Below are 20939 nucleotides of genomic sequence, written 5' to 3'. Positions count from 1 at the left end.
GAAGTTTTAGACTTTCAAGTCAGACCAGTTAACGACCAAAAGCACTTTACCACGAAACCACGGTTATAGACCGTGCCGATCGCAATACTTTGCACGATCGAAGACCGTGCTTTTTGTCCAGCAAAATTTCTGGTAAAATCACCCCAAGTAAAAAAATCCAAGTAGTCCACTTTCTCGCGGTTTACCAGAAAATAGAGAGCTATGCTAAAGATTGAATTTACTCCGGTTGGTATCAAAGCTTTTCATGATTGCAATAGTGCGGGCTGTTGTGAATTCCTAGTCTGAAACCCGTGATTTTCGGTTGAGCGATCGTGCGATCGTTAGCGCCACCCTCCTGCCGATGGGAGCATCTCAGTTTTGCAGCCAAGCTAGAAATTGGAGTTTTGAGGCCCGAGGCTGCGGGGCCCGAGGCTGCGAGGAAGAAGGAAGAAGGAAAGAGGAAGAAGGAAGGAGCCAAAAGAAGTATTTTTACAAATATGAGATGCTCCCCTGCCGATCGCCCTGCAACCCTTCTTCTACGGTTGGTTATCACTCACATCTAGCACCATTCTCAAGAAGGGGCTCTGCGACCAGTGAAGCCAGAGATGAATTTTCTCGCTTCACTGGTCGGAAAGCCTGTTCGTAAAAGGATTATTGAGAATGGTGCAACATCTCAGTTATCAAAAACTGTCGGAAGTGCGGTTATTAGCGATTTCCTGAAAGCCCATTCCCGCGTGCGACTGAATACTAGATATTTTCTCGTGCTCACCAAACTTAAATTTGATAGAAAGCTTGTAAAAATTTGTCAATAAAAGTGTCTGTACTCAAAGTATTACGCATTTTTTTAAAGAGCAAAATCCGAATTGCTCGCGACAAATGCTAGAACTCATAAACAAGATTTAGATTCTCTTGTGACTGTAAAGTTTGAGAGATTTAAGTCCGATCGGTTAACGACAAAAAGCACTCTGCTGCGAAAGCACTTTTTTTGACCGTGCTGAGTATAGTCTGACCCCAACCATCGGAGTGTAGCAACACTAACTAATTGATGCAGGACTTACGCACAACTGAGAACATGAACAACATCCAAATCTTCAAAGGATCTGAGACAAAATTTTAGATAAAAAAAGCCCAGCTCGCTCTTTCCCTCGCCAACCAAAAGATTCTTGAGATGGACAGCAGCTTAAGAGTGAGTTTAGGGGATCGATCGTGAATCTAACTAATAAGTTTTGTACAAAACCCGTCCTGTACTTCGAGAATTATCACTTTTGCACCTGCATGACAGCCAAAAAGATTGTGCTAGAATCCATCAATACGTAGTCGTAGGTTGGGCACAGGCCGAGAAGAGCAATCTTCTTGCAGTCTAGGGGAGGTTGTAGGTCAGCCACCATTTGGGTCTTCCCAGTTGAAAGCCACCCTGCAACATGAGCCTGGAATCTGCAACCGCAGCCGAGTGCGGCAGATCGGTTGGGAGTGTCGCGCTAGAATAAGCAGTACGAGTAGGGACACGGCAATGCCGCGTCCCTACGAGAACACAAACGCTCCTTAAATGCGAGCGTGACCTCGAAACGGGCACATAGCAGCAGGTGATGGGAATAAATCATGTTTGAACGCTTCACAGAAAAAGCAATAAAAGTAATCATGTTGGCCCAGGAAGAAGCTCGCCGCCTGGGTCACAACTTCGTAGGGACAGAACAGATCCTCCTGGGTCTGATCGGTGAAGGAACCGGGGTGGCAGCTAAAGTCCTCAAATCAATGGGGGTCAATCTCAAAGACGCTCGGATTGAGGTCGAAAAAATCATCGGCCGCGGTTCCGGCTTCGTAGCAGTCGAAATTCCGTTCACTCCCCGCGCCAAGCGGGTTCTAGAACTATCCCTAGAAGAAGCTCGCCAACTCGGACACAACTATATAGGTACCGAACACCTGCTGCTGGGCTTGATCCGCGAAGGTGAAGGAGTAGCGGCTAGAGTCTTAGAAAATCTGGGAGTAGATTTGTCGAAAGTCCGCACCCAAGTGATTCGGATGCTGGGAGAAACCGCAGAAGTCGCAGCCACTGGCGGAGGTGCCCGCACCAAAACCCCAACCCTCGATGAATTCGGAGCGAACCTGACTCAAATGGCGGTCGATGGCAAACTAGACCCAGTAGTCGGACGCCAAAAAGAAATCGAACGGGTAATTCAAATCCTCGGTCGCCGCACCAAAAATAACCCGGTGCTCATCGGGGAACCCGGAGTCGGCAAAACCGCGATCGCCGAAGGCCTGGCCCAACGCATCGCTAACAATGACATCCCAGACATCCTGGAAGACAAGCGCGTCGTCACCCTCGATATCGGCTTGCTCGTCGCCGGTACCAAATACCGGGGCGAATTTGAAGAACGCCTCAAAAAAATCATGGACGAAATCCGCACTGCGGGTAATGTCATTTTAGTGATTGACGAAGTGCACACTTTGATCGGTGCAGGTGCGGCTGAAGGGGCGATCGACGCAGCGAACATCCTCAAGCCGGCTCTGGCAAGAGGCGAACTCCAATGTATCGGCGCTACCACCCTCGACGAGTACCGCAAGCACATCGAGCGCGATGCAGCCTTAGAGCGGCGCTTCCAGCCCGTCATGGTCGGCGAACCCACCGTTGAAGAGACGATCGAGATTCTCTTCGGTCTGCGGGAACGCTACGAACAGCACCACAAGCTGAAAATCTTGGACACGGCCCTGGAAGCAGCAGCCAAACTCTCGCATCGGTACATCTCCGACCGCTTCCTCCCAGACAAAGCAATTGACTTGGTAGACGAAGCAGGTTCGAGAGTCCGCCTGATCAACTCCCAACTGCCCCCCGCAGCCAAAGAACTTGACAAAGAACTCCGCCAAGTCCTCAAAGATAAAGACGAAGCGGTGCGTTCTCAAGACTTTGACAAAGCCGGCGAATTGCGCGATCGAGAAATGACGATCAAAGCCGAAATTCGCGCTATTTCCCAAGCCAAAAAAACCGACTCGGCCCGCACCGGCGAAACCGACCCATCGCCAGTAGTCACCGAAGAAGACATCGCTCAAATCGTGGCAAGCTGGACGGGCGTCCCGGTCAACAAACTGACCGAATCCGAATCCGAAAAGCTGCTGCACATGGAAGATACCTTGCACCAGCGCTTGATCGGCCAGGAAGAAGCAGTAAAAGCCGTTTCCCGCGCCATCCGCCGCGCTCGCGTCGGCTTGAAAAATCCCAATCGCCCGATCGCCAGTTTCATCTTCTCCGGGCCCACCGGCGTCGGCAAAACCGAACTCACCAAAGCCCTAGCCGGCTACTTCTTCGGTTCCGAAGACGCGATGATTCGGCTGGATATGTCGGAGTACATGGAACGTCACACCGTCTCCAAACTCATCGGTTCCCCTCCGGGCTACGTCGGCTACAACGAAGGCGGCCAACTCACAGAAGCAGTCCGCCGCCGTCCTTACACCGTCGTGCTGTTCGACGAAATCGAAAAAGCCCACCCCGATGTCTTCAATATGCTCCTGCAAATATTGGAAGACGGCCGTTTAACCGATGCCAAAGGTCGCACCGTGGACTTCAAAAACACGCTGCTGATTATGACATCCAACATCGGGTCTAAAGTCATCGCAACAGGCGGCGGCGGCCTCGGCTTCGAGTTCAGCGAAAACCAAACCGATGCCAATTACAACCGTATTCGCTCCTTGGTTAACGAAGAACTCAAAAACTACTTCCGCCCCGAATTCCTCAACAGGCTCGACGAAATTATTGTCTTCCGCCAGTTGAACAGGGAAGAAGTCAAGGAAATCGCCGTCATTATGCTCAAAGAAGTGTTCGGCCGCTTGACAGAACAAGGAATCACGATGGAAGTCACTGAACGGTTCAAAGAACGGCTGATAGAAGAAGGCTACAACCCCAGTTACGGAGCCAGACCCCTGCGCCGCGCCATTATGCGGTTGTTGGAAGACAGCTTGGCCGAGGAAATCCTTTCTGGCCGCATCAAAGACGGCGATACCGCTGTTGTGGATGTGGGCGAGGACGGAATTGTTAAGGTGCTGCAAGGTCAAAAGCGGGAATTGCTGCCTCAAGGCGCTGAGTAAGTGCCAAGGCAAGTGAAGTTTTGAAATAACAAATTTTGCAGCCGGAAACAACTCAAAATCCTCACATAAAAAAAGGTAGAGAATTTTAATTCTCTGCCTTTTTTATGAGTTAAAATCAAGAGAATGCACTACACTTTTCTAAGGGATGAGAATTAAATAAAATCCACTTTTCATGACTGTTGTGGGATGGGCGTCCCGCCCGTCTATCGGGGACGGGCGGGACGCCCATCCCACAAGAAAAAAGGGAAATTATTTAATTGACGATCCTTAAGTATCTTCGTGTCAAAAAACATCAGACCGAACGACTCGGTTTCTGTAGGGGCTGCGGCCCAGTGTTCGCCCTTCCGGGTTTCTGAATACCCAAACAAAGTTTACGTTTAATTAGAGCGAGCTACTTCAATGGCAATTAGATAATTAGCAAGAACTATATAGTGGAGAAATAAATGACATCGGAAAAAAAGAATTTGGGTACAGAAGTAGCAGAAATTCAGGCTGATGCTTCGACTTCGCTAAGCACGAGCACCTGGTGGCAGAAAGCGTGGAAGTCTAGCTTTGAAAATATTCAGATAGTGATTATTGCTTTGGGTTTAGCAATAGTTATTCGAGCGTTGGTCGCAGAACCGCGCTACATACCCTCAGATTCTATGGTACCAACTCTGCACGTGGGCGATCGCGTCGTAGTCGAAAAAATCTCGTACTACCTAGAACCTCCAAAAACTGGCGACATCGTAGTATTTGCCCCGCCCGAAAAGTTGCAAGAACAAGGCTTTACCGAAGACCAAGCATTCATCAAGCGGGTAATTGGCTTACCGGGTCAAACCGTCGCTGTTAAAAAAGGTCTAGTCTACCTCAACGACAAACCAATCGTCGAAAAATATATTGCCGAACCTCCTAAATACCAGTGGGGGCCTTATCGCGTCCCGGAAAATCAATACTTCGTGATGGGAGACAACCGCAACAACAGCAACGACTCCAGCAGGTGGGGATTTTTACCTAAGCAGAATATCATCGGCCGCGCTGTACTGCGGTTTTGGCCTCTAGAACGCATCGGCGAAGTTTGAAGAAGTCATCAGTCATCAGTCATCAGTCATTAGTCATTAGTTATTGGTTATTGGTTGGTGGTTAGTTTGAATAACCAATAACCAATAACCGATGCCCTGTTTGGCCGATGCCCTGTTTGGCCGATGCCCTGTTTGGCCGATGCCCTGTTTGGCCGATGCCCGATGCCCCATTCCCATGCCTTATCCTGTACGGAAATTTCTACTTATTCTTGTGCCTTAAGGGGTAGGGACTTCCTCCGGCAACTGATAAAATAGTACAAAAAGCAGCGGGATTTCTCGCCTAGATCAAAATTAGTAGAATATTAAAAAATCAGGAAAGCTATGGGATTTTTTGATTCAGAAATTGTTCAGCAAGAAGCCAAGCTGTTGTTTGAAGACTATCAATCTCTCATCAAACTAGGTGGCAATTACGGCAAATTCGATCGCGAAGGCAAGAAAATGTTCATCGCTCAGATGGAATCAATGATGGAGCGCTACCGTATTTTTATGAAGCGGTTTGAGCTGTCTGAGGACTTCATGGCTCAGATGACTGTAGAACAGTTAAAAACACAGCTCAATCAATTTGGCATCACGCCCCAGCAGATGTTTGAGCAAATGAACTCAACGCTGGAGCGGATGAAAACTGAGCTGGAAAAACAATCTTAAGATCGGAGAAAGAAGGAAGGCACAACACGGATTTTGACACGGATACACGGATTAATTATCGAGTGTGAGCCAGAAGCCAGAAGTCAGAGGAGAAATAATGGGTAATTGTCAACTGCCAACTGTCAATTGTCAACTGTCAAACACCAACTGCCAACTGCCAACAGTCAACAGTCAACTGACAACTGACAAATGACTGATAATTAAGGCCGCTCAAAAGATGAAGCAGGTTTAAAACTTTCTGCGGGAACGCCCTGCAAAGCTTGGCTCATAAAATCGCGCCAGACAGGGGCGACAATAGTACCGCCAGTAGCGCCGTAGCTCATCGGCGTGTAATCATCGTTGCCCATCCAAACTGCCACCGACAACTGGGGGACGTAGCCCACAAACCAGATATCCCGTTCTGAGGAAGTTGTACCAGTTTTCCCAGCAGCCGGTCGCCCAAGTTGAGCCGCCCTTGCCGTTCCGTTGTAAATTACCCCTTGGAGGGCGCTGTTGACAGATGCCGCAGCCCAGGCATTGAGAACTAATTTGGGTTTGGGCGTATTGTCGAGCAAGACGTTGCCGCTGCTGTCGGTGACTTGCACGATAAACGTGGTGTCAGAATGCCAGCCGTTGTTGGCGAAGGTAGCAAAAGCTCCGGCCATTTCTAAAGGAGTCAAGTCAACTGCACCCAAGGGCAAAGAAATCACGGGTTCCATCGGACTTCTGATGCCGAGCACCCGGCAAATCTCAATTACTTTATTCAATCCCACTTCTTGACCGAGCTTGACGGCGGGAATGTTCAGCGATACTTCCAAAGCTCTGCGGATGCTGACGGCACCCGAGAAGCCGCCGCCGTAGTTTTGAGGGTAGTAGTAGCCGTCGCCGTCGCGGTAGCCGACCGGGGAGTCGTAGACAACTGAATCGGGGCTGTATTTGCCGCTAGCAAAGGCAGCGTAGTAGATGAAAGGCTTAAAAGAAGATCCGGGCTGGCGGCGTGCTTGAATGGCGCGGTTGAACTGACTCTTTTTGTAATCGACGCCCCCAACCATTGCTTTGACAAAGTGGGTGCGGGGATCTACTGCGGCTAGGGCAATTTGACCTTGGTCGCGATTGTAAAACAGCCCTTGGTAGTAAAGCCTTTCGTGCCACCCTTTGACGGTTTCTTCGGCTATGCGCTGCAGTTTGAGGTCGATCGTGGTTTGAACGCGCATTCCTCCCTTGAGCACGGCATCTCGCCCGAAACGCCGTGTCAGCTCTTGGACTACGGCTTGTGTGACGTAAGGAACTTGAGATCCGCCAAAAGAGGTAATTTGGCCTAGCTTAATTTTTTGCCCTCGGGCGGCAGTCTCTTGGGCCGGCGTAATCCATTTGAGCTCCTTCATCCGGTTTAAAACGATTTCCTGCCGCTCTTTTGCCAACTTGTAATTGACGAAAGGACTGTATTCTTCGGGGGCAGAAATTAAGCCGGCCAGCATCGCTGATTCTGAAAGAGTCAAATTATTTGCTGACTTGTTGAAATAGCTTCGAGAAGCTGTCTCTACGCCGTACAAGTTGTGCCCTAAATAGATTTGATTCAGGTATAGTTGCAGAATTTGGTCTTTGTTGAGAATTTGCTCCAAGCGGATAGACATTACCGCTTCAGCTACCTTGCGACTAAATTTTGACTGGGGAGATAGAAACAAGTTTTTGACTAGCTGCATAGTCATAGTGGAACCGCCTTCAACGGTTCTACCTTTTTCTAGGTTGACTATGAGAGCTCGGGCTATCCCGCCGGGGTTGATGCCTTTGTGGGTGAAGAAGTTGCTATCTTCGATCGCCAGAACCGCCCGTTTCAGGTTCGGAGAGATTTTGTCAAGGGGTACGACATCCCGGTTGGCTTCGTCGTGAATGCTGGCTAGGGGCTTGCCGTTGATGTCGTAAATGTGGGTAGTTTCTGTGGGAGAGTAGGTTTGCAAGATGCGAACATCTGGCAAATTGCGGAAGCTGATCGCTAAGCCAACCAGTCCGCCAGCGACTACGGAACTGGCAAGCATTGTCATGCTGAGTATGGTTCCGGCGGTCACTTTACTGACTGACTGAACAAACTCGAATACGGGGGCTGAGTTTTCCGTGTTTTTGCGGACTGCGTTGGTTGACACGTGGATTTCACTTCCTCAATCGATTGTGGGGCTTAAGACTTTTAATTTTAGATGCGAACCCTAGAGACTGTCAGTCGATTTTAGATTTTAGATTTTAGATTTTAGATTGATTCCACAGATGAATCTGGGAGTTTGAACAAGAGTCTAAAATTTGGGGATCTCCACGACTGTTGTCGGGGGCTGGTATCCGTTTTTGGGCGGGGTCAGCTAATGAAAGCCGGTCAGCTTTGGGATTATAGTAGCTTGATAGTTATGTTTTTATGCGTCAACCAGTGAGTGTAACTAATTCTGCTGCACTTTGGCAAAATAATATGATGGACGATCGCTCCCCGATGATAACTCCTAACCTTTCAGCGCTTTACCGCGGCGTCAGCGAGATTTTTCCAGATCGACCTGATTCTAGCAACCCTGACGAAAATTTAGCCCGACTGCTGGCAAAAGTCGATCGACCGTTGCGCGTCAAACTGGGAATTGACCCGACAGGGAGTGACATTCACTTGGGACACAGCATTTGCGTCCGCAAGCTGCGAGCATTTCAAGATGCCGGTCACACAGCCGTACTGCTCATCGGAGATTTTACCGCAAGAATTGGCGATCCGACAGGGAAATCCGAGATGCGCCCCCAGTTGACGGCCGAACAAGTGGCGGAAAATGCCAAGACTTATTTAGACCAAGTGCGTCCGATTCTAGATTTTGAGACGCCCGGACGTTTGGAAATTCGCTATAACTCTGAGTGGTTGTCAAAATTGGACATGGCGAAGATTTTGGAACTGCTAGGCACGATGACGGTGCAGCAGATGCTTGCTAAAGAGGGATTTGATAACAGGATGCAGCAGGAAAATGCGATTTTCCTCCACGAGTTTCTGTATCCAGTCATGCAGGGTTACGATTCAGTAGTCTTGGAAGCGGATGTGGAGTTGGGCGGAACCGACCAAAAGTTTAATATTGCGGTGGGGAGAGATTTGCAGCGGCATTTTGGGATGAAACCGCAGTTTGGTTTGCTGATGCCGATTTTGATCGGGACTGACGGCGTGCAGAAGATGTCGAAGTCTTTGGGCAATTATGTGGGTTTGTCGGAAGACCCGCTGACTATGTATTCTAAGTTGGAGAAAATTGCTGATAGTTCGATCGCCCAATATTTTGAACTATTGACAGATTTGCCACTTGATGAATTGCCAGAAAATCCGCGAGAAAAACAGAAACTTTTGGCTGTGGATGTGGTGCGCCAGTATCGCGGTTCGGAAGCGGCGGATCGCGCACAACAAGATGCAATTGCGCTGGTTAAAGGTGCTGCGGGACAAGCTGATGCTGTGGCGGAGTTTTCTTTGGCAAGTGTGCAGTTTCCGGCTAAGTTGTTTTATATTCTGAGTGCTAGCGGGCTTTGTAAAAGCAGCGGTGATGCGCGGAAGTTGATGCAGGGCGGCGGGGTGAAGTTGGAGGGCGATAAAGTTTCTGATGTTAATCTTACTTTTGAATCACCTGCTGAATTGGAAAGTAAGGTTTTGCAAGTCGGGAAAAATAAGTTTGTTCGATTGGTGTCTTGAATAGACATCTCCAATAATTATTGTGGAACAGGCATCTTGCCTGTTCAAAACAGGCTTTTCTGGAGATGACTAATCTATTTTTTTAACCGCACATGAATAGTGAAAATGAACGCTGATGAACGCTGATAACCGAATTATTGTTGCTTTGGATGTTTCGAGTCAAGAAGAGGCGATCGCGCTTCTTGACAAACTGCCTGATGTATCTTTCTGGAAAGTGGGTTTGGAACTGTTTGTGAGTTCCGGACCGGGGATTTTGGAAATTTTAAAACAGCGGGAAAAGCGGATTTTTCTCGATTTGAAGTTTCACGATATCCCGAATACTGTGGCTGGTGCTTGTCGGGCTGCTGCTAAGTACAATGTGGATTTATTGACTATCCATTCTACTTGTGGTAAAGATGCTTTGAAAGCGGCACAGTTGGCTTTGACTGAAGGGGCGGCTGTGGATCAACCGACTCCTAAGTTGATTGCAATTACTCTGTTGACGAGTTTGAATTCGCGACAGTTGGCTTTTGAGTTGAAAATACCTTTGGAGTTGCCAGAATTTGCTTTGCACATGGCATTGTTGGCTAAGGAAACGGGTTTAGCTGGGGCTGTGTGTTCTCCGCAAGAAGTGGAACAGTTAAGAATGAGTTGCGGGGATGATTTTCTGTTAGTTTGTCCCGGTGTGCGTCCGAAATGGGCCGATGGAGGCGATCAAAAACGATCGATGACTCCGAAGGCTGCTTTGAAAGCTGGTGCGGATTATCTGGTGATTGGGCGACCGATTACTGCTGCGCCCGATCCGGCGGCGGCTTTTGCGCGTATTTGTGAAGAGATTGAATAACAATATGAATGTTTTTTAAACCGTAGGTAAATACAGATGAACACCGATAAAATTACATCAGCGTTTATCGGTTTTTATCTGCTGATATCTGCGGTTGCAACTCCGACTTTGGCAGTTAATTTTGTGACAAATGATACTAATAGTTTAAATGCAAGTCGGTATGATTTGTTAGCGCGATCGCCCTGTCCCGCTGATTTAGAAACTTTGGTCGATCGCCTGTTGCAAGATTTGCCGAGTTATGCTAATCGCGTAATTGTGCGATCGCACTTTTCTCCTAACACTAACACACCGCCCGGTTACGTGCCTCGTCAAATAATTTTAGCCGGTCGCCCGGAGTTTGAACCGTTACCTTTAAATTTTGAAGATGCACTTCCTGACAATGCCAGTCAAGTTTTCATTACTACTTTGGAACGGCAGTATCGCGGGGAAAAACGAGTCGAAATTCAGCAATATCATTGGCTGTTTTTAACTAAAACGGAAAACGGTTGGGAATTGGCAAAAATTGTTTCTCGGTTTGGTACTGCGGCGGATATTCGTCCTTTATTTGAGCAAGATAGCGAGAAAAGCGCAATTGCTGAGGCTATTCGTTTGTGGCTGCGCGATTGTCAGGCAAAAAATAAGTTGTCCGGCAACTAAATTGTATTTTTGGGCGGGCGAGATGCCCACCCCACAAGAAATAATTGCGATTGTGGAACAGGCATCTTGCCTGTTCCTGACAGAAAATAATTTTATTGTGGAACAGGCATCTTGCGGGCGGGCGAGACGCCCACCCCACAAGAAATAATTGTGATTGTGGAACAGGCATCTTGCCTGTTCCTGACAGAAAATAATTTTATTCAGGAACAGGCATCTTGCCTGTTCCTGACAGAGGTATCAGAAAATTCACGAATTTTCGGTTGAGCGATTTACGTGGGTGGGGCGGGTTTACGAGATTATCTGTTTTAGCCAATTATAGTTGGGGAAACCCGCCCATACAAAGCACAACAAAAAATTATTACAATTGCTATTTTAATTCATCCAATTTAGCCTTGATAGCCTGCATATCTTGCCACATAAACCATTTCGGAGTTTCCGGTTCTCGGGAGGGATTTCGCAACAAGTACGACGGGTGAAAAATTGGCATACACAAACGATTTTCCCATTCAATCCATTGACCTCTAATTTTACTAATTGGTCGCTTGTCGTTTAGCAAACCTTTGAGGGCTGTTGCACCGGTTAATAAAATAATTTTGGGGTCTAAGATGCGAATTTGTTCGAGCAAGTAAGGTTTGCAAGCTTCGATTTCTTTTGCTGTCGGAGGGCGGTTGTTGGGAGGGCGACATTTGATGACGTTGGCAATGAATACGTCGGTTTCTGCACTCAATCCCACGGATTCTAAAATCTTATCTAACAGTTTGCCCGATCGCCCGACAAAGGGCAATCCGGTTTCATCTTCGTTTTGTCCGGGCGCTTCTCCCACAATCAAAATTGAGGCTTGAGGATTGCCGCGCCCGATGACGGCGTGAGTGCGCGTATTGCCTAATTCGCAGCGGTGACAGCGGTTGCAGTGCTCGCCGATTTGTTCCATATTTTGATAAGTGCCGGGAGGAATGGGAATTTTGGCATTTGCTGGTATTGAGTCTGTTTGGAAAGTGGCACTTTGATTGTTGTCAAAAAGGCTCAGTTGCAAGTCGCTGGACATAAATTTTACAATTAGGGAGATTTTTTTGAGTCTAGAGTTTATAGTTTAGATCGGGTTTGGTGATTTGAGTTTGGCTAGAAGCTTGTGTGCAATGCTGTCGATTCCCTACGGGATAGCTACGCTTCATGCACAATCTCCAATTAATACTCGCAAATCTCACATTATTTGGTTGAGCTCGTGCAGGCAAAAATATGTTCTCTAACCCGTTTTTTGACGATCGCGCCGATGCTGGCGAAAAACTGGCCGAGGCAGTTGTCGGCGAGCTCGGCAAGTTGAGTTTAACGGCACAGGAGGCTGTGAAACCGATTGTTTATGCCTTGCCGCGCGGGGGTTTGCCCGTTGCTGTGCCGATTGCGCGCCGCTTGGGCTGTCCTTTGGATGTGGTTGTCGCCAAAAAAATTACTCGCCCAGATAATTTAGAATTGGCGATCGGGGCTGCAACTGCTGACGGCCACGTCCTCTGGCACAAGCAAAAGCAGCACAATTTGCGCTTGCAAAAATTAGCACTGCCGGTGGCTCAAAATAATGCTCAATCTCTGCTGGCGGATTTATCTGCAGGACGCCCCAATGTCAGCGCGGGAGGGGCTTTGGCGATTTTGGTGGACGATGGCATTGCTACGGGGATGACGATGGCTGTGGCGGCGCTGGCTTTGAAGTCGCAGCAACCGGCTGCTTTGTGGATTTGTGCGCCTGTGGCACCGGTAGAATTGATGGGATTTTTGGCCGAAATCGGCGATAAGTCGATTATTTTGGAAACCCCAGACCCTTTTTACAGTGTCAGTCGCTTTTACGGGCAATTTCAGCAGGTTGAGACGGCGGAGGCTTTAAGGTGTTTGCAGCAACAAATTGAGTGGCGATCGTAGGTTAAGCTAGAAGGCTAAATCCAAAAGCTCGATCGCTAAAACATGAGACCTTGGCAATATTGGTTGGACACTTTGATTCTGTCTACTCAGCACAATCCGCCTCGCTTTGTTGAGTTGGTGATGTTGAGTTTGGCGATGATTTTGCTCGGGCTGTGGAGTCTAACATTGCAGTGGCAGTATTTAGCACTGTCTTTGAGTTATATAATTGGTTCGTCTTTTTCAATTTTGGTGCGGGAATCCCTCGGCCCGCGGCCTCAATTTCAGCTAACTCATCTGACAGCTTTGTTGTTATTAATTATCAGTTTTTATAGTTTTGCTGAACTGATTAGGTAGTTAAGGCAGTTTTGAGTTGTACAGGCGGGTTTTACAATGTCATGGCGAAGGTTGTGAAGCAATTGCAGAGCTGATATAGCAATCCTCAGCGGGTTGTGAACTAGATGTTTTTTTGAACGAACCGCGAAGACGCGAAGGAAGAGAAGATCGAGAGTTCACCAATTATTAGCCATCATCCTACGTTCTAATGGGATTGATGTAAAATTATGCGGTTCCCGGCAGGATCGAAGGCATATATTTCTAGACCGTGAGCAGCTTTGATAATTTCTCCGCTGGGCGGATAACCTAAAGCCCAAATTCGGGCGATCGCAGTTTCGATATCGCTGACTTCCAAACACAAACTCATGCCTGTTTTGGCTCGATTTGCAAATTCCGATTTGTGGGAGTCTTTGGGTTTGAATATGCCGAGTCTTAAGCCTGGGAGTTGAAATTCAGCATAAGTATTGGGAATATAAGGGTTTGGTTCTATGTCTAGAAAATTTTTGTAAAATTTAACGAGAACTTCCTTATCAAGGTCTGCTAAAGTCACTAGGGCGGCGCTGTATTGGAAACTCATATAAATTGGTAATGGGGAATTGGTAATGGGAAATTGATAATATTATAACTTTCTATCTATTTAAAATCCTCCAATTCGTCCGACTATTTCGATTTTACCTTGTCGAGACCCTCTGAGAATGACAACTTCGCCGCTTTGCGGTACAATGTCAGTAATCGCGGTAATATTTACTTGATGAGTTACCAGAATTATCGCGCCTTTAGTGTTGCGGTTGTCCAAAATTAATTTGCGAATTGTCGCTGTTTGTCTGGCTTCTTTGCTGCTGTCGCTAAAGAACGAGTTCAGTGCTGGGAACGGTTCGACTTTGCCTAAATTTATCAGTTTGGCTGTTTCCAAACACCGACACCACTGACTCGATAAAACTCTCGCAACTTTGATGTTTCGGTTGCGAAATTCGGCTGCAATTTGCTTGGCTTGGGTTCTTCCTCGTGCTGATAAATTGCGCTGGGTGGAACAGTCGCCTAACTTAAAGTTAGCAGGATCTCCCGTACCTGGGGCGATCGCGTGTCGCATTGCTACCACCAGCCCCGTCTCCCCCCGCTGCAACAATTGCCACCCTGCTTGAGTTTGCGCGTTGGTTGCTGCGTCAGAACTTGCAGTTGCAGTAATTAAGCCGATCGACAATACTAAAGCTAGCGACCCGAAAAAGCCTTTCCAGTTGAGGTAAATCCGCCCAGCCATTGTTCCAGAAGTTAGAAATTAACTTATCATATTCTAATACAACAAATATTGCTCTATGGAACTCACCAATTTTATTGCTCTGTCTGTCATTGTTGCCCTAGTGCTGGGGATTGGGTTTGGAACAATGACTTGGGCTTACTTCGGCAAGGGCAGCATTTCTGTACTCTTTAAAGAACCAATTTTAAGTGCGCCTGAATTTCCAGCTACTGACGCAGGGAGCAAAGCTTCGGTTTATTTTCAACAAGGAATTGAGGCTTATCAATCGGGAAATTACCGCAAAGCAAAAGATAAATTTACCAGCGCTGTAGAACAAGTTTCAACTTTGGCAGAAGCTTACCACAATCGCGGCTTGGCTTTTGCGAATTTGCGATCTGATGATGAGGCTGTTGCCGATTTGCTCCGTGCCAGCGAATTATATCAACAGCAGGGGAATGGATTTGCGATCGACACGATTAAACAAAATCTAGCCGCCTTGAAGCAGCGCAAATTAGAACGAGAAAAACCAAAAGCACTAGCGACATAAATTATTATGTTCTGCCCGTGGAACTCAGCCAAAACCTAGAGTTTTGGTCTGAAAAACCCGGTTTCTTTAAGGGTGGGGAGAAATCGGGTTTGTTTGCATAATTTTTATTAAAGTTGAAAATCAATATTTAACATTCTTCCGAGTAACTAAATGTTTCTGGCATCTTCTATTTGGTCGATTTTAGAAATCATCATTTCTCGGCTAGATGCGACAACTCGATAATTAGTAATTGGATCGTAAGCTTCCCACTCTTGAGTTACTTCGCTGTCTAGCCATAAAAACCATTCGCGGTAAATTTCGCCGTCATCAATGTCGCCGCACAAGGGAAGCCAATCATCTCCTCCCAAATTATCAAAGTCTCCTCCTACTAAATCAATCCAAGCTGCAACAATACAAGATTCAATAGCATTATTGTTAACAGCAACGGTGTTAGATTCAATAGAAGTTTCGGGAAAACAAAGTGTGGATTTCATAAGCTGTACCTGAATGTTATGTTATTAATTTATAAAAAAATCCTCTACCGCAGTGACAGCAGAATGCCGCTATCTCAACCTCCACAGTTCCCACCAGAGAAAAACCTTGACGCCAAAAGTGCTCAAATGCCTCTGCTGTAAGACTTGAGAGCGCTTTGAGTCAAGTCGCTACAGAGGCTAAATTGAGCCACTTTGCCAACTGGCATAGAAGAAAGCCCGATCGACCAAATATTGCTGGCGAAGGCTCTCGCGCCTTGAGGAGCGAAGACAGCGCGACTGCCAATTGTATACTTGGTAAGTTGGCGAGTTTCAGTACAGTTTTTGTGATAAAATTAGCACTAAGCGGACTTTCGTAGCGACAGCCGGGTTTGGTCAAAAGCTTTGCAACGAGCTTTCCAATCGTAGTGCGATCGCCAGTTTTGATTTATTGTTAATTTTGCTAAGTCCCGAGCGACTGTTAAGGGAAAAAATTTATGCAAGCAACCAACCAAGAAGGAATTATCAATCTGACCATCCACTATACCAACGGCAAACAGCAACACTTCCAGTTCATTGCACCAGAGGGAACAGTAGGAGAGCAAGCAACTTTAGGCACTCGCCTGCACAAAATGTTGACGGCAGACCCGATAATTCTCGAAGTGGCAGATAAACTGGTAGTTATCCCAGTTCACAACATACAAAGTATTGAAATATCGCCGGTTCCTCCCAAATTGCCAGAGGGTGTCCTTTACCCAATGCGAGAAATCAAGAAATAGCTAAGCTGTTTTGCATTTCAATTCAACTGAAAAGGCGGACAGGATAATCAACATACGCAAAGTTTTAATAAACAGAAAGGTACAAAGTTAAGGCTGGAAAACTTATTACAGCTAACAGATTTAAATCGCCAAAAAACTTGTTGGTTGCAGTGAAATCAGTTCCTAAAAAAAAGGCAATTGTAGATAACAGCCAACCCTTATAGCATCACTAATTAAATCTAAAATCTAAAATCTAGAATCTAAAATCGCATGACGATATCTCACATGAGTGAGGGGAATAATTGCAGGTTTCGCAGACTTTAACTTACCGAAAAAATGCTAGAGCTCCACTGTCATACTACTTATTCCGACGGCACTCTCACCCCTGCCGAACTCGTAGCCGCCGCTGCGTCTTCGGGGGTTCGCGCCTTGGCCGTCACCGATCACGATACGATGTCGGGTTGGGATGAAGCCTTCGCCGCTGCTGCTTTGTACGGTATAGAAATCGTGCCCGGACTCGAACTCAGCACGGTTCACAACGGCCGTTCGCTGCACATTTTAGGTTTTTATCCCGATGCAAATAAGTTGCGAGTTCCTTTGAACGATCGCCTGCAAGGAAGGTTTCGCCGATCGCAAGAAATGGTCGAAAAATTAGCAGCAATGGGATACGCGATCGAACTGCCAAAAACATCTCCAGGAATGGCACCGGGACGGCCTCACATTGCCTCTGCACTTGTAAAAGCCGGTCACGCCAAATCATCGCGGGAAGCCTTCGATCGCTGGCTGGGAGATGACGGCCCGGCCTACGTGCATTACGAGAAATTCTCGATCGTCGAAGGCATTGATTTACTGAAGAGTTGTGGCGCAGTACCGGTTTGGGCTCACCCTTATTTATTTCGCGGCGGCGCTGTTGAGGAAGTCTTACAAGAATTAGTAGATGCGGGTTTAATGGGAGTTGAAGTATACCATCCCAGCCACAGTTCTAGCCAAATCCAAAAATTGAAAGATTTGTGTCTTCATTACGGTTTGCTGGCAACTGGTGGCAGCGATTATCACGGCCCAGATCCTGAAAGGAAAGCAGCAGATAGCACCCAGTTGAATATGCTGCATTTGCCGTTAGAATTACTGGAACCGATTAAAGTTGCTGCGGCAAGTTTGAAATAGTTGTTTGTGACGCATTTTGCGGATGTATAAAGTTGTCACTCAAAAAGCTAAGGATTTTTGAGGGAGGAATTTGCACGAAGTAAGCCATCAGAAGAAGACCGAGGTCAAGCAGAATATAAATTAATATGAAGTTAAAGGCAATTGCAGGCGAGTTAATTTTACAATTTTAGTAAAGCAACTTGCCAAACGGAGCTTATCATGAGTACAGAAGACAGAGCTAAGGCGATCGGCAAAAATTTAGAAGGCAAAGCTCAGGAAATTTTCGGCAACATCACGGGCAACAAAAAAGACCAGGTTGAAGGCAAAGCCAAACAAGCCGAAGCTGCGGCCCGCCACGCAGCAGAAGATGCTAAAAATGCGGTGAAAAATCTGACAGATCAAGCCAAAAGGTCGATCGACAAATTGTAGAAACTGCAATTAGTGAATTAGTGAAGCGGAGCTTTCGCAGAGACCCAGCGATAGCTTCCCTTCCCTCGCCCCGGACATTCCATATAATTAGGGCTTGCTGAATAAGTCAACGAAGTTCAAAAAGACATCGAGCATTAATTCCAGCAAGCCGCTAAGTTAAGTTTTTATTGTCGTTACACTTCTCGAATATAATTTTGTTTTATAATCGCCGAATAGGAGCAAGTTGTTATTGATGAAAACTGACACGAAAAAACCACAATAACCTTCTCAATCGCGCGACAACGTTCATCAATAAAAAAGCAATTGCTTCTTCGGTTTGGGAAGTATTATCGAGACATTTAAAGTTTTGCTTGCCGCTACGAGTCAAGCCATTTTTTATGACATTTAAAGAACCGCACTTGGGAGAATTTATAAAGCAGGATGTTAAGCAAGTGAAACTAAATGATTATACCCGATCCGCCTAACTATGCACCACTACCGATGTCTGAAATCTATCCCGTAAATGTGCCACTAGATTTTACATAAAAAATTCACTCGGTCTGTGCTTTTAATCTTAGCGATGAGTTTCTATCTGCTGCGAATTAGATCGATTATCTCTTCAGGTTAGATCCTCGCCAGTTAATTACCAATTCCCCTATTCCCCAATTATTCCATCTCAAATTGTTTGACCGCTAACGCCCAAGTCCGAAGTCTCACGCCGAAGTCTAAAAGCTCAAATCTAAATTTGTACCTCACTTACAGCGTATTCCAGGTTTATGAAGCAGGGACACGGCGCCGTGCCGTGTCCCTACGCCGGGATATCGATATGCGGGTATCCTTCATAAACCTGGAATCGGCTGTATTTGATAATTGCTATAGAATGTAATGGATGCAGACACCCTATAGGTGCGATTCCGCACACTTGATGGCTTTAGAATGCGGTTTTTTTAAGGAGTGCAGATTTCTGCGATCGCTTTTTCTTCAGGATGATTAGCAATATAATTGCTCAGCCATTGGCAACTCAGTTTCATTAAATTATCTATATCAAGTTCCAAATTCCAGATCCTTAAAGTAGCATCATCGCTGGCAGAAACAAGAGTTTTGCCGTCGGGACTGATGTTAACGTCATTAACTCGATCGCTACCTTCAAAAGTTTTTAGGGGCAGCGCCTCCGAGCCCGTTTTGCTGTCTGCTACATTCCACAGTTTAATTGTGCGATCGAAACTTGCAGATGCGATCGTTTTGGGAGCATCTCAATGAAAGCAGTTAAGCTAGAAATTGGAGTTTTAAGGCCCGAGGCTGCGAGGCAGGAGGAAGAAGGAAAGAGGAAGAAGGAAGGAGCCAGAAGAAGTGTTTTTACAAATATGAGATGCTCCCATCGTTTTTCCGTCGGGACAGAAACTAATGCTTTTTACCCAAGTTCCGTGTCCTTGAATAGTTTTGAGTTCGCTGCCTGTTTCTGCATTCCACAATTTAATGGTGCTGTCATCGCAAGCAGATGCTAAAATTTTGCCGTCGGGACTGAAACGGAGGCTGGTAATTCGGCTGTTATGCGCTCTCAAAATATTTCTTGGGGTAGATTCTAAATTGTTTAAATCCCAGAAATTGATCGCGCGATCGTTCCCTGCGGATGCTAAAGTTTTGCCATCGGGACTGAAAGTGACACTTCTAACTCTTTCGAGATGTGCAGTGAAGGTTTTGATTTGGGCACCGCTTTCTAGATGCCACAATTTAACAGTTTTATCGACTCCTGCTGATGCTAAAATTGTATCCCCTCAATATTTCGGGGAAACAGTTATTCAGGCATCCATGACAAACCAAAAGGATTGAGAACAGATTTTTCACGAATAATAGTTGCCAAAGAGGGAATATTCCCAACCTGAGAAATGCGGTCACGGATATATTCAAAAAAGCTGATACCCAACTGACGAGTAGTAGCAACAAGAGACATAAAAGTATCCCAAGCCTGTGTACCCTCAAGAGTCTGAGTGGCATAACTAATATTACGTCGCTGCACCATCGTCCTAGGGCGTCGGTTCAGTATCAGGAGTTGACAAAACAAACTGGAAATGATATGTGAATTGAGAAGCCTGTTAAATTCTCACAATCAGGAAGAAGGAAGAAACCTTATGCGCCCTCACTTATGGCATCCTCCAATTGAACTCTCAGAAAGAGAATCGTTGATTATCAAACGCATTAAACGAGCCAAGTTATTCACGTTTCTTCGACTGAATCGTTCATTCATATTTAATGATGAGTTTCAAGAAGAACTTGCTACAATTTTTAAAGACAGCACCGTGGGTCAGAGTCCAGTTCCTCCTGCACAACTTGCCTTGGCAATTATTCTACAAGCATATTTGGGTATTTCTGATGATGAAGTGATTGAAGAAATGCTCATGGATCAAAGTTGGCAGTTAGTTCTTGATTGTCTCAATTGTGAAAGTCCTCCTTTTAGCAAAGCCACTTTGGTTCGATTCAGAAAGGGCTTAATTAAAAAAGAACTAGACCAACGTTTAATTGACCGCACCGTAGAAATTGCCAAACAAAAAGGTGGATTTGGCTCATCTCAACTTAAAGCGGCCGATAATTCCTCCCCGTTATGGGGAGCCGGGAAAGTCGAAGATACATATAATCTATTGGGTCATGCTTTGCCCAAAGCAGTGAGCATGATAGCTGCTGTGCAGGGGCGGGAGCCAGCAGAAATTGCCCTGGAAGCAGGTGCACCCATCCTTAATAGTTCCAGCTTAAAAACGGCATTAGATTTAAACTGGGATAATCCAGTAGAGCGTCAAAATGCACTCTTAATATCCTAAGTAGCTTAGATTCAGTGGAAGAATGGATGCAAAGCCAGTCTGATTGTGATGAATTTGAAGTAGTTCAAGAGACTCTGGATGTTGCCCGAGTCATTGAATCCCAAAATGTGACTTTCGACTCACAAGGTGTTCCGAGTTTAAGTAAAGGGGTCGCCGCATATCGTCGCATTTCTATTGAAGACCCAGATATGCGGCATGGGCGTAAAAGCCGCTCTAAAAAAATAGATGGATATAAACGCCACGTTCTTAAAGATTTAGAGAGTGGTGTAGTTGGCGCGGTGGCGTTGACACGCGCAAATACTCCGGAAGCCACTGCTACAGTTGACCTAGAACGTGACTTAAAATTTCAAAATATTCACCTAGCTGAGTTACATATTGACCGGGCTTATTTATCCAGTCATTGGGCATTTGTGACAAGTTAAGAAAAAGTGCAAATTGTCAAGGGGGTACACAAAAAAATGTAAAATAGGCTGAAACATCTA

At 46.2% G+C, this 20939-nt stretch carries 21 protein-coding genes and 1 pseudogene; 14 read left to right on the top strand and 8 right to left on the bottom strand.

Features of this window, described 5'->3' with window-relative positions; all coding sequences use genetic code 11:
- The first annotated feature begins 1578 nt into the window (after window positions 1-1578).
- From QUA99_RS17810 to QUA99_RS17800, 3 genes are all read left to right on the top strand, one after another.
- Window positions 1579-4056: an ATP-dependent Clp protease ATP-binding subunit gene (locus QUA99_RS17810; RefSeq protein ID WP_333239306.1), complete on the top strand. Its 2478-nt coding sequence runs from the start codon at window positions 1579-1581 to the stop codon at window positions 4054-4056.
- Between the two features lie 443 nt (window positions 4057-4499).
- On the top strand, window positions 4500-5117 hold the full coding sequence (lepB, locus tag QUA99_RS17805) for a signal peptidase I (protein WP_333239304.1): 618 nt from the start codon (window positions 4500-4502) through the stop codon (window positions 5115-5117).
- 321 nt (window positions 5118-5438) lie between these two features.
- Window positions 5439-5762, top strand: a complete 324-nt coding sequence (locus QUA99_RS17800) for a DUF1825 family protein (protein ID WP_333239302.1) — start codon at window positions 5439-5441, stop codon at window positions 5760-5762.
- A 200-nt stretch (window positions 5763-5962) separates the two neighbouring features.
- Here the strand turns inward: QUA99_RS17800 and QUA99_RS17795 are convergent, their stop codons facing one another.
- Entirely contained in the window at window positions 5963-7882 is a 1920-nt protein-coding gene (locus QUA99_RS17795) for a transglycosylase domain-containing protein (RefSeq protein WP_333239300.1), read from the bottom strand.
- Window positions 7883-8193: 311 nt separating this feature from the next.
- On the opposite strand from QUA99_RS17795, the gene tyrS reads away from it, so the two are divergent.
- The 3 genes from tyrS to QUA99_RS17780 all read left to right on the top strand — a co-directional run bounded on the left by tyrS (window position 8194) and on the right by QUA99_RS17780 (window position 10885).
- Window positions 8194-9426 carry a tyrosine--tRNA ligase gene (gene tyrS / locus QUA99_RS17790; RefSeq protein ID WP_333239373.1) on the top strand — a complete coding sequence of 411 codons (1233 nt, stop codon included), beginning with the start codon at window positions 8194-8196 and terminating at the stop codon, window positions 9424-9426.
- 115 nt (window positions 9427-9541) lie between these two features.
- Window positions 9542-10249: an orotidine-5'-phosphate decarboxylase gene (gene pyrF, locus QUA99_RS17785; protein ID WP_333239297.1), complete on the top strand. Its 708-nt coding sequence runs from the start codon at window positions 9542-9544 to the stop codon at window positions 10247-10249.
- Window positions 10250-10285: 36 nt separating this feature from the next.
- Complete coding sequence (locus QUA99_RS17780; RefSeq protein WP_333239295.1) at window positions 10286-10885, top strand: hypothetical protein; 600 nt, start codon at window positions 10286-10288, stop codon at window positions 10883-10885.
- A 367-nt stretch (window positions 10886-11252) separates the two neighbouring features.
- Here the strand turns inward: QUA99_RS17780 and QUA99_RS17775 are convergent, their stop codons facing one another.
- Window positions 11253-11930, bottom strand: a complete 678-nt coding sequence (locus QUA99_RS17775; protein WP_333239293.1) for a uracil-DNA glycosylase — start codon at window positions 11928-11930, stop codon at window positions 11253-11255.
- Window positions 11931-12121: 191 nt separating this feature from the next.
- Between QUA99_RS17775 and QUA99_RS17770 the strand changes: the two genes are divergently transcribed.
- Entirely contained in the window at window positions 12122-12793 is a 672-nt protein-coding gene (locus QUA99_RS17770; protein WP_333239291.1) for a phosphoribosyltransferase family protein, read from the top strand.
- 63 nt (window positions 12794-12856) lie between these two features.
- The gene (locus tag QUA99_RS17765) at window positions 12857-13126 is read left to right on the top strand and encodes a hypothetical protein (RefSeq protein ID WP_333460387.1); all 270 of its coding nucleotides are present in this window, start codon (window positions 12857-12859) and stop codon (window positions 13124-13126) included.
- A 184-nt stretch (window positions 13127-13310) separates the two neighbouring features.
- Here QUA99_RS17765 and QUA99_RS17760 read toward each other — a convergent pair whose 3' ends face one another.
- On the bottom strand, window positions 13311-13682 hold the full coding sequence (locus tag QUA99_RS17760; protein ID WP_333239288.1) for a VOC family protein: 372 nt from the start codon (window positions 13680-13682) through the stop codon (window positions 13311-13313).
- Window positions 13683-13742: 60 nt separating this feature from the next.
- Complete coding sequence (locus QUA99_RS17755) at window positions 13743-14363, bottom strand: histidine phosphatase family protein (RefSeq protein WP_333239286.1); 621 nt, start codon at window positions 14361-14363, stop codon at window positions 13743-13745.
- 55 nt (window positions 14364-14418) lie between these two features.
- Between QUA99_RS17755 and QUA99_RS17750 the strand changes: the two genes are divergently transcribed.
- Window positions 14419-14886, top strand: a complete 468-nt coding sequence (locus tag QUA99_RS17750) for a hypothetical protein (RefSeq protein WP_333239284.1) — start codon at window positions 14419-14421, stop codon at window positions 14884-14886.
- Between the two features lie 146 nt (window positions 14887-15032).
- Here the strand turns inward: QUA99_RS17750 and QUA99_RS17745 are convergent, their stop codons facing one another.
- The gene (locus tag QUA99_RS17745) at window positions 15033-15359 is read right to left on the bottom strand and encodes a hypothetical protein (protein WP_333239282.1); all 327 of its coding nucleotides are present in this window, start codon (window positions 15357-15359) and stop codon (window positions 15033-15035) included.
- Between the two features lie 473 nt (window positions 15360-15832).
- Here QUA99_RS17745 and QUA99_RS17740 point away from each other — a divergent pair, with 473 nt between their 5' ends.
- The 3 genes from QUA99_RS17740 to QUA99_RS17730 all read left to right on the top strand — a co-directional run bounded on the left by QUA99_RS17740 (window position 15833) and on the right by QUA99_RS17730 (window position 17665).
- Window positions 15833-16114 carry a hypothetical protein gene (locus tag QUA99_RS17740; protein WP_333239280.1) on the top strand — a complete coding sequence of 94 codons (282 nt, stop codon included), beginning with the start codon at window positions 15833-15835 and terminating at the stop codon, window positions 16112-16114.
- A 315-nt stretch (window positions 16115-16429) separates the two neighbouring features.
- Window positions 16430-17257: a PHP domain-containing protein gene (locus QUA99_RS17735; RefSeq protein ID WP_333239278.1), complete on the top strand. Its 828-nt coding sequence runs from the start codon at window positions 16430-16432 to the stop codon at window positions 17255-17257.
- Between the two features lie 198 nt (window positions 17258-17455).
- Window positions 17456-17665: a CsbD family protein gene (locus QUA99_RS17730; protein ID WP_333239276.1), complete on the top strand. Its 210-nt coding sequence runs from the start codon at window positions 17456-17458 to the stop codon at window positions 17663-17665.
- Window positions 17666-18591: 926 nt separating this feature from the next.
- Here QUA99_RS17730 and QUA99_RS33195 read toward each other — a convergent pair.
- From QUA99_RS33195 to QUA99_RS17715, 3 genes are all read right to left on the bottom strand, one after another.
- Window positions 18592-18882: a WD40 repeat domain-containing protein gene (locus QUA99_RS33195; RefSeq protein ID WP_445251023.1), complete on the bottom strand. Its 291-nt coding sequence runs from the start codon at window positions 18880-18882 to the stop codon at window positions 18592-18594.
- Window positions 18883-18930: 48 nt separating this feature from the next.
- A complete protein-coding gene (locus QUA99_RS17720) occupies window positions 18931-19374 on the bottom strand; it encodes a WD40 domain-containing protein (RefSeq protein ID WP_333239272.1) in 444 nt (147 codons plus the stop codon).
- Window positions 19375-19439: 65 nt separating this feature from the next.
- The gene (locus tag QUA99_RS17715; RefSeq protein WP_333239270.1) at window positions 19440-19664 is read right to left on the bottom strand and encodes a hypothetical protein; all 225 of its coding nucleotides are present in this window, start codon (window positions 19662-19664) and stop codon (window positions 19440-19442) included.
- A gap of 109 nt (window positions 19665-19773) precedes the next feature.
- Between QUA99_RS17715 and QUA99_RS33190 the strand changes: the two are divergent.
- Window positions 19774-20223, top strand: a pseudogene (locus tag QUA99_RS33190) (transposase); the annotation flags it as partial.
- A gap of 260 nt (window positions 20224-20483) precedes the next feature.
- A complete protein-coding gene (locus tag QUA99_RS17705; RefSeq protein WP_333239266.1) occupies window positions 20484-20879 on the top strand; it encodes a transposase in 396 nt (131 codons plus the stop codon).
- The last annotated feature ends 60 nt before the right edge of the window (window positions 20880-20939 follow it).

This window comes from Microcoleus sp. F10-B2 (assembly GCF_036704965.1).
GTDB lineage: Bacteria > Cyanobacteriota > Cyanobacteriia > Cyanobacteriales > Microcoleaceae > Microcoleus.
Note: the sequence above shows the minus strand (reverse complement) of the source record. Positions and strands in the feature narration are given on the sequence as shown.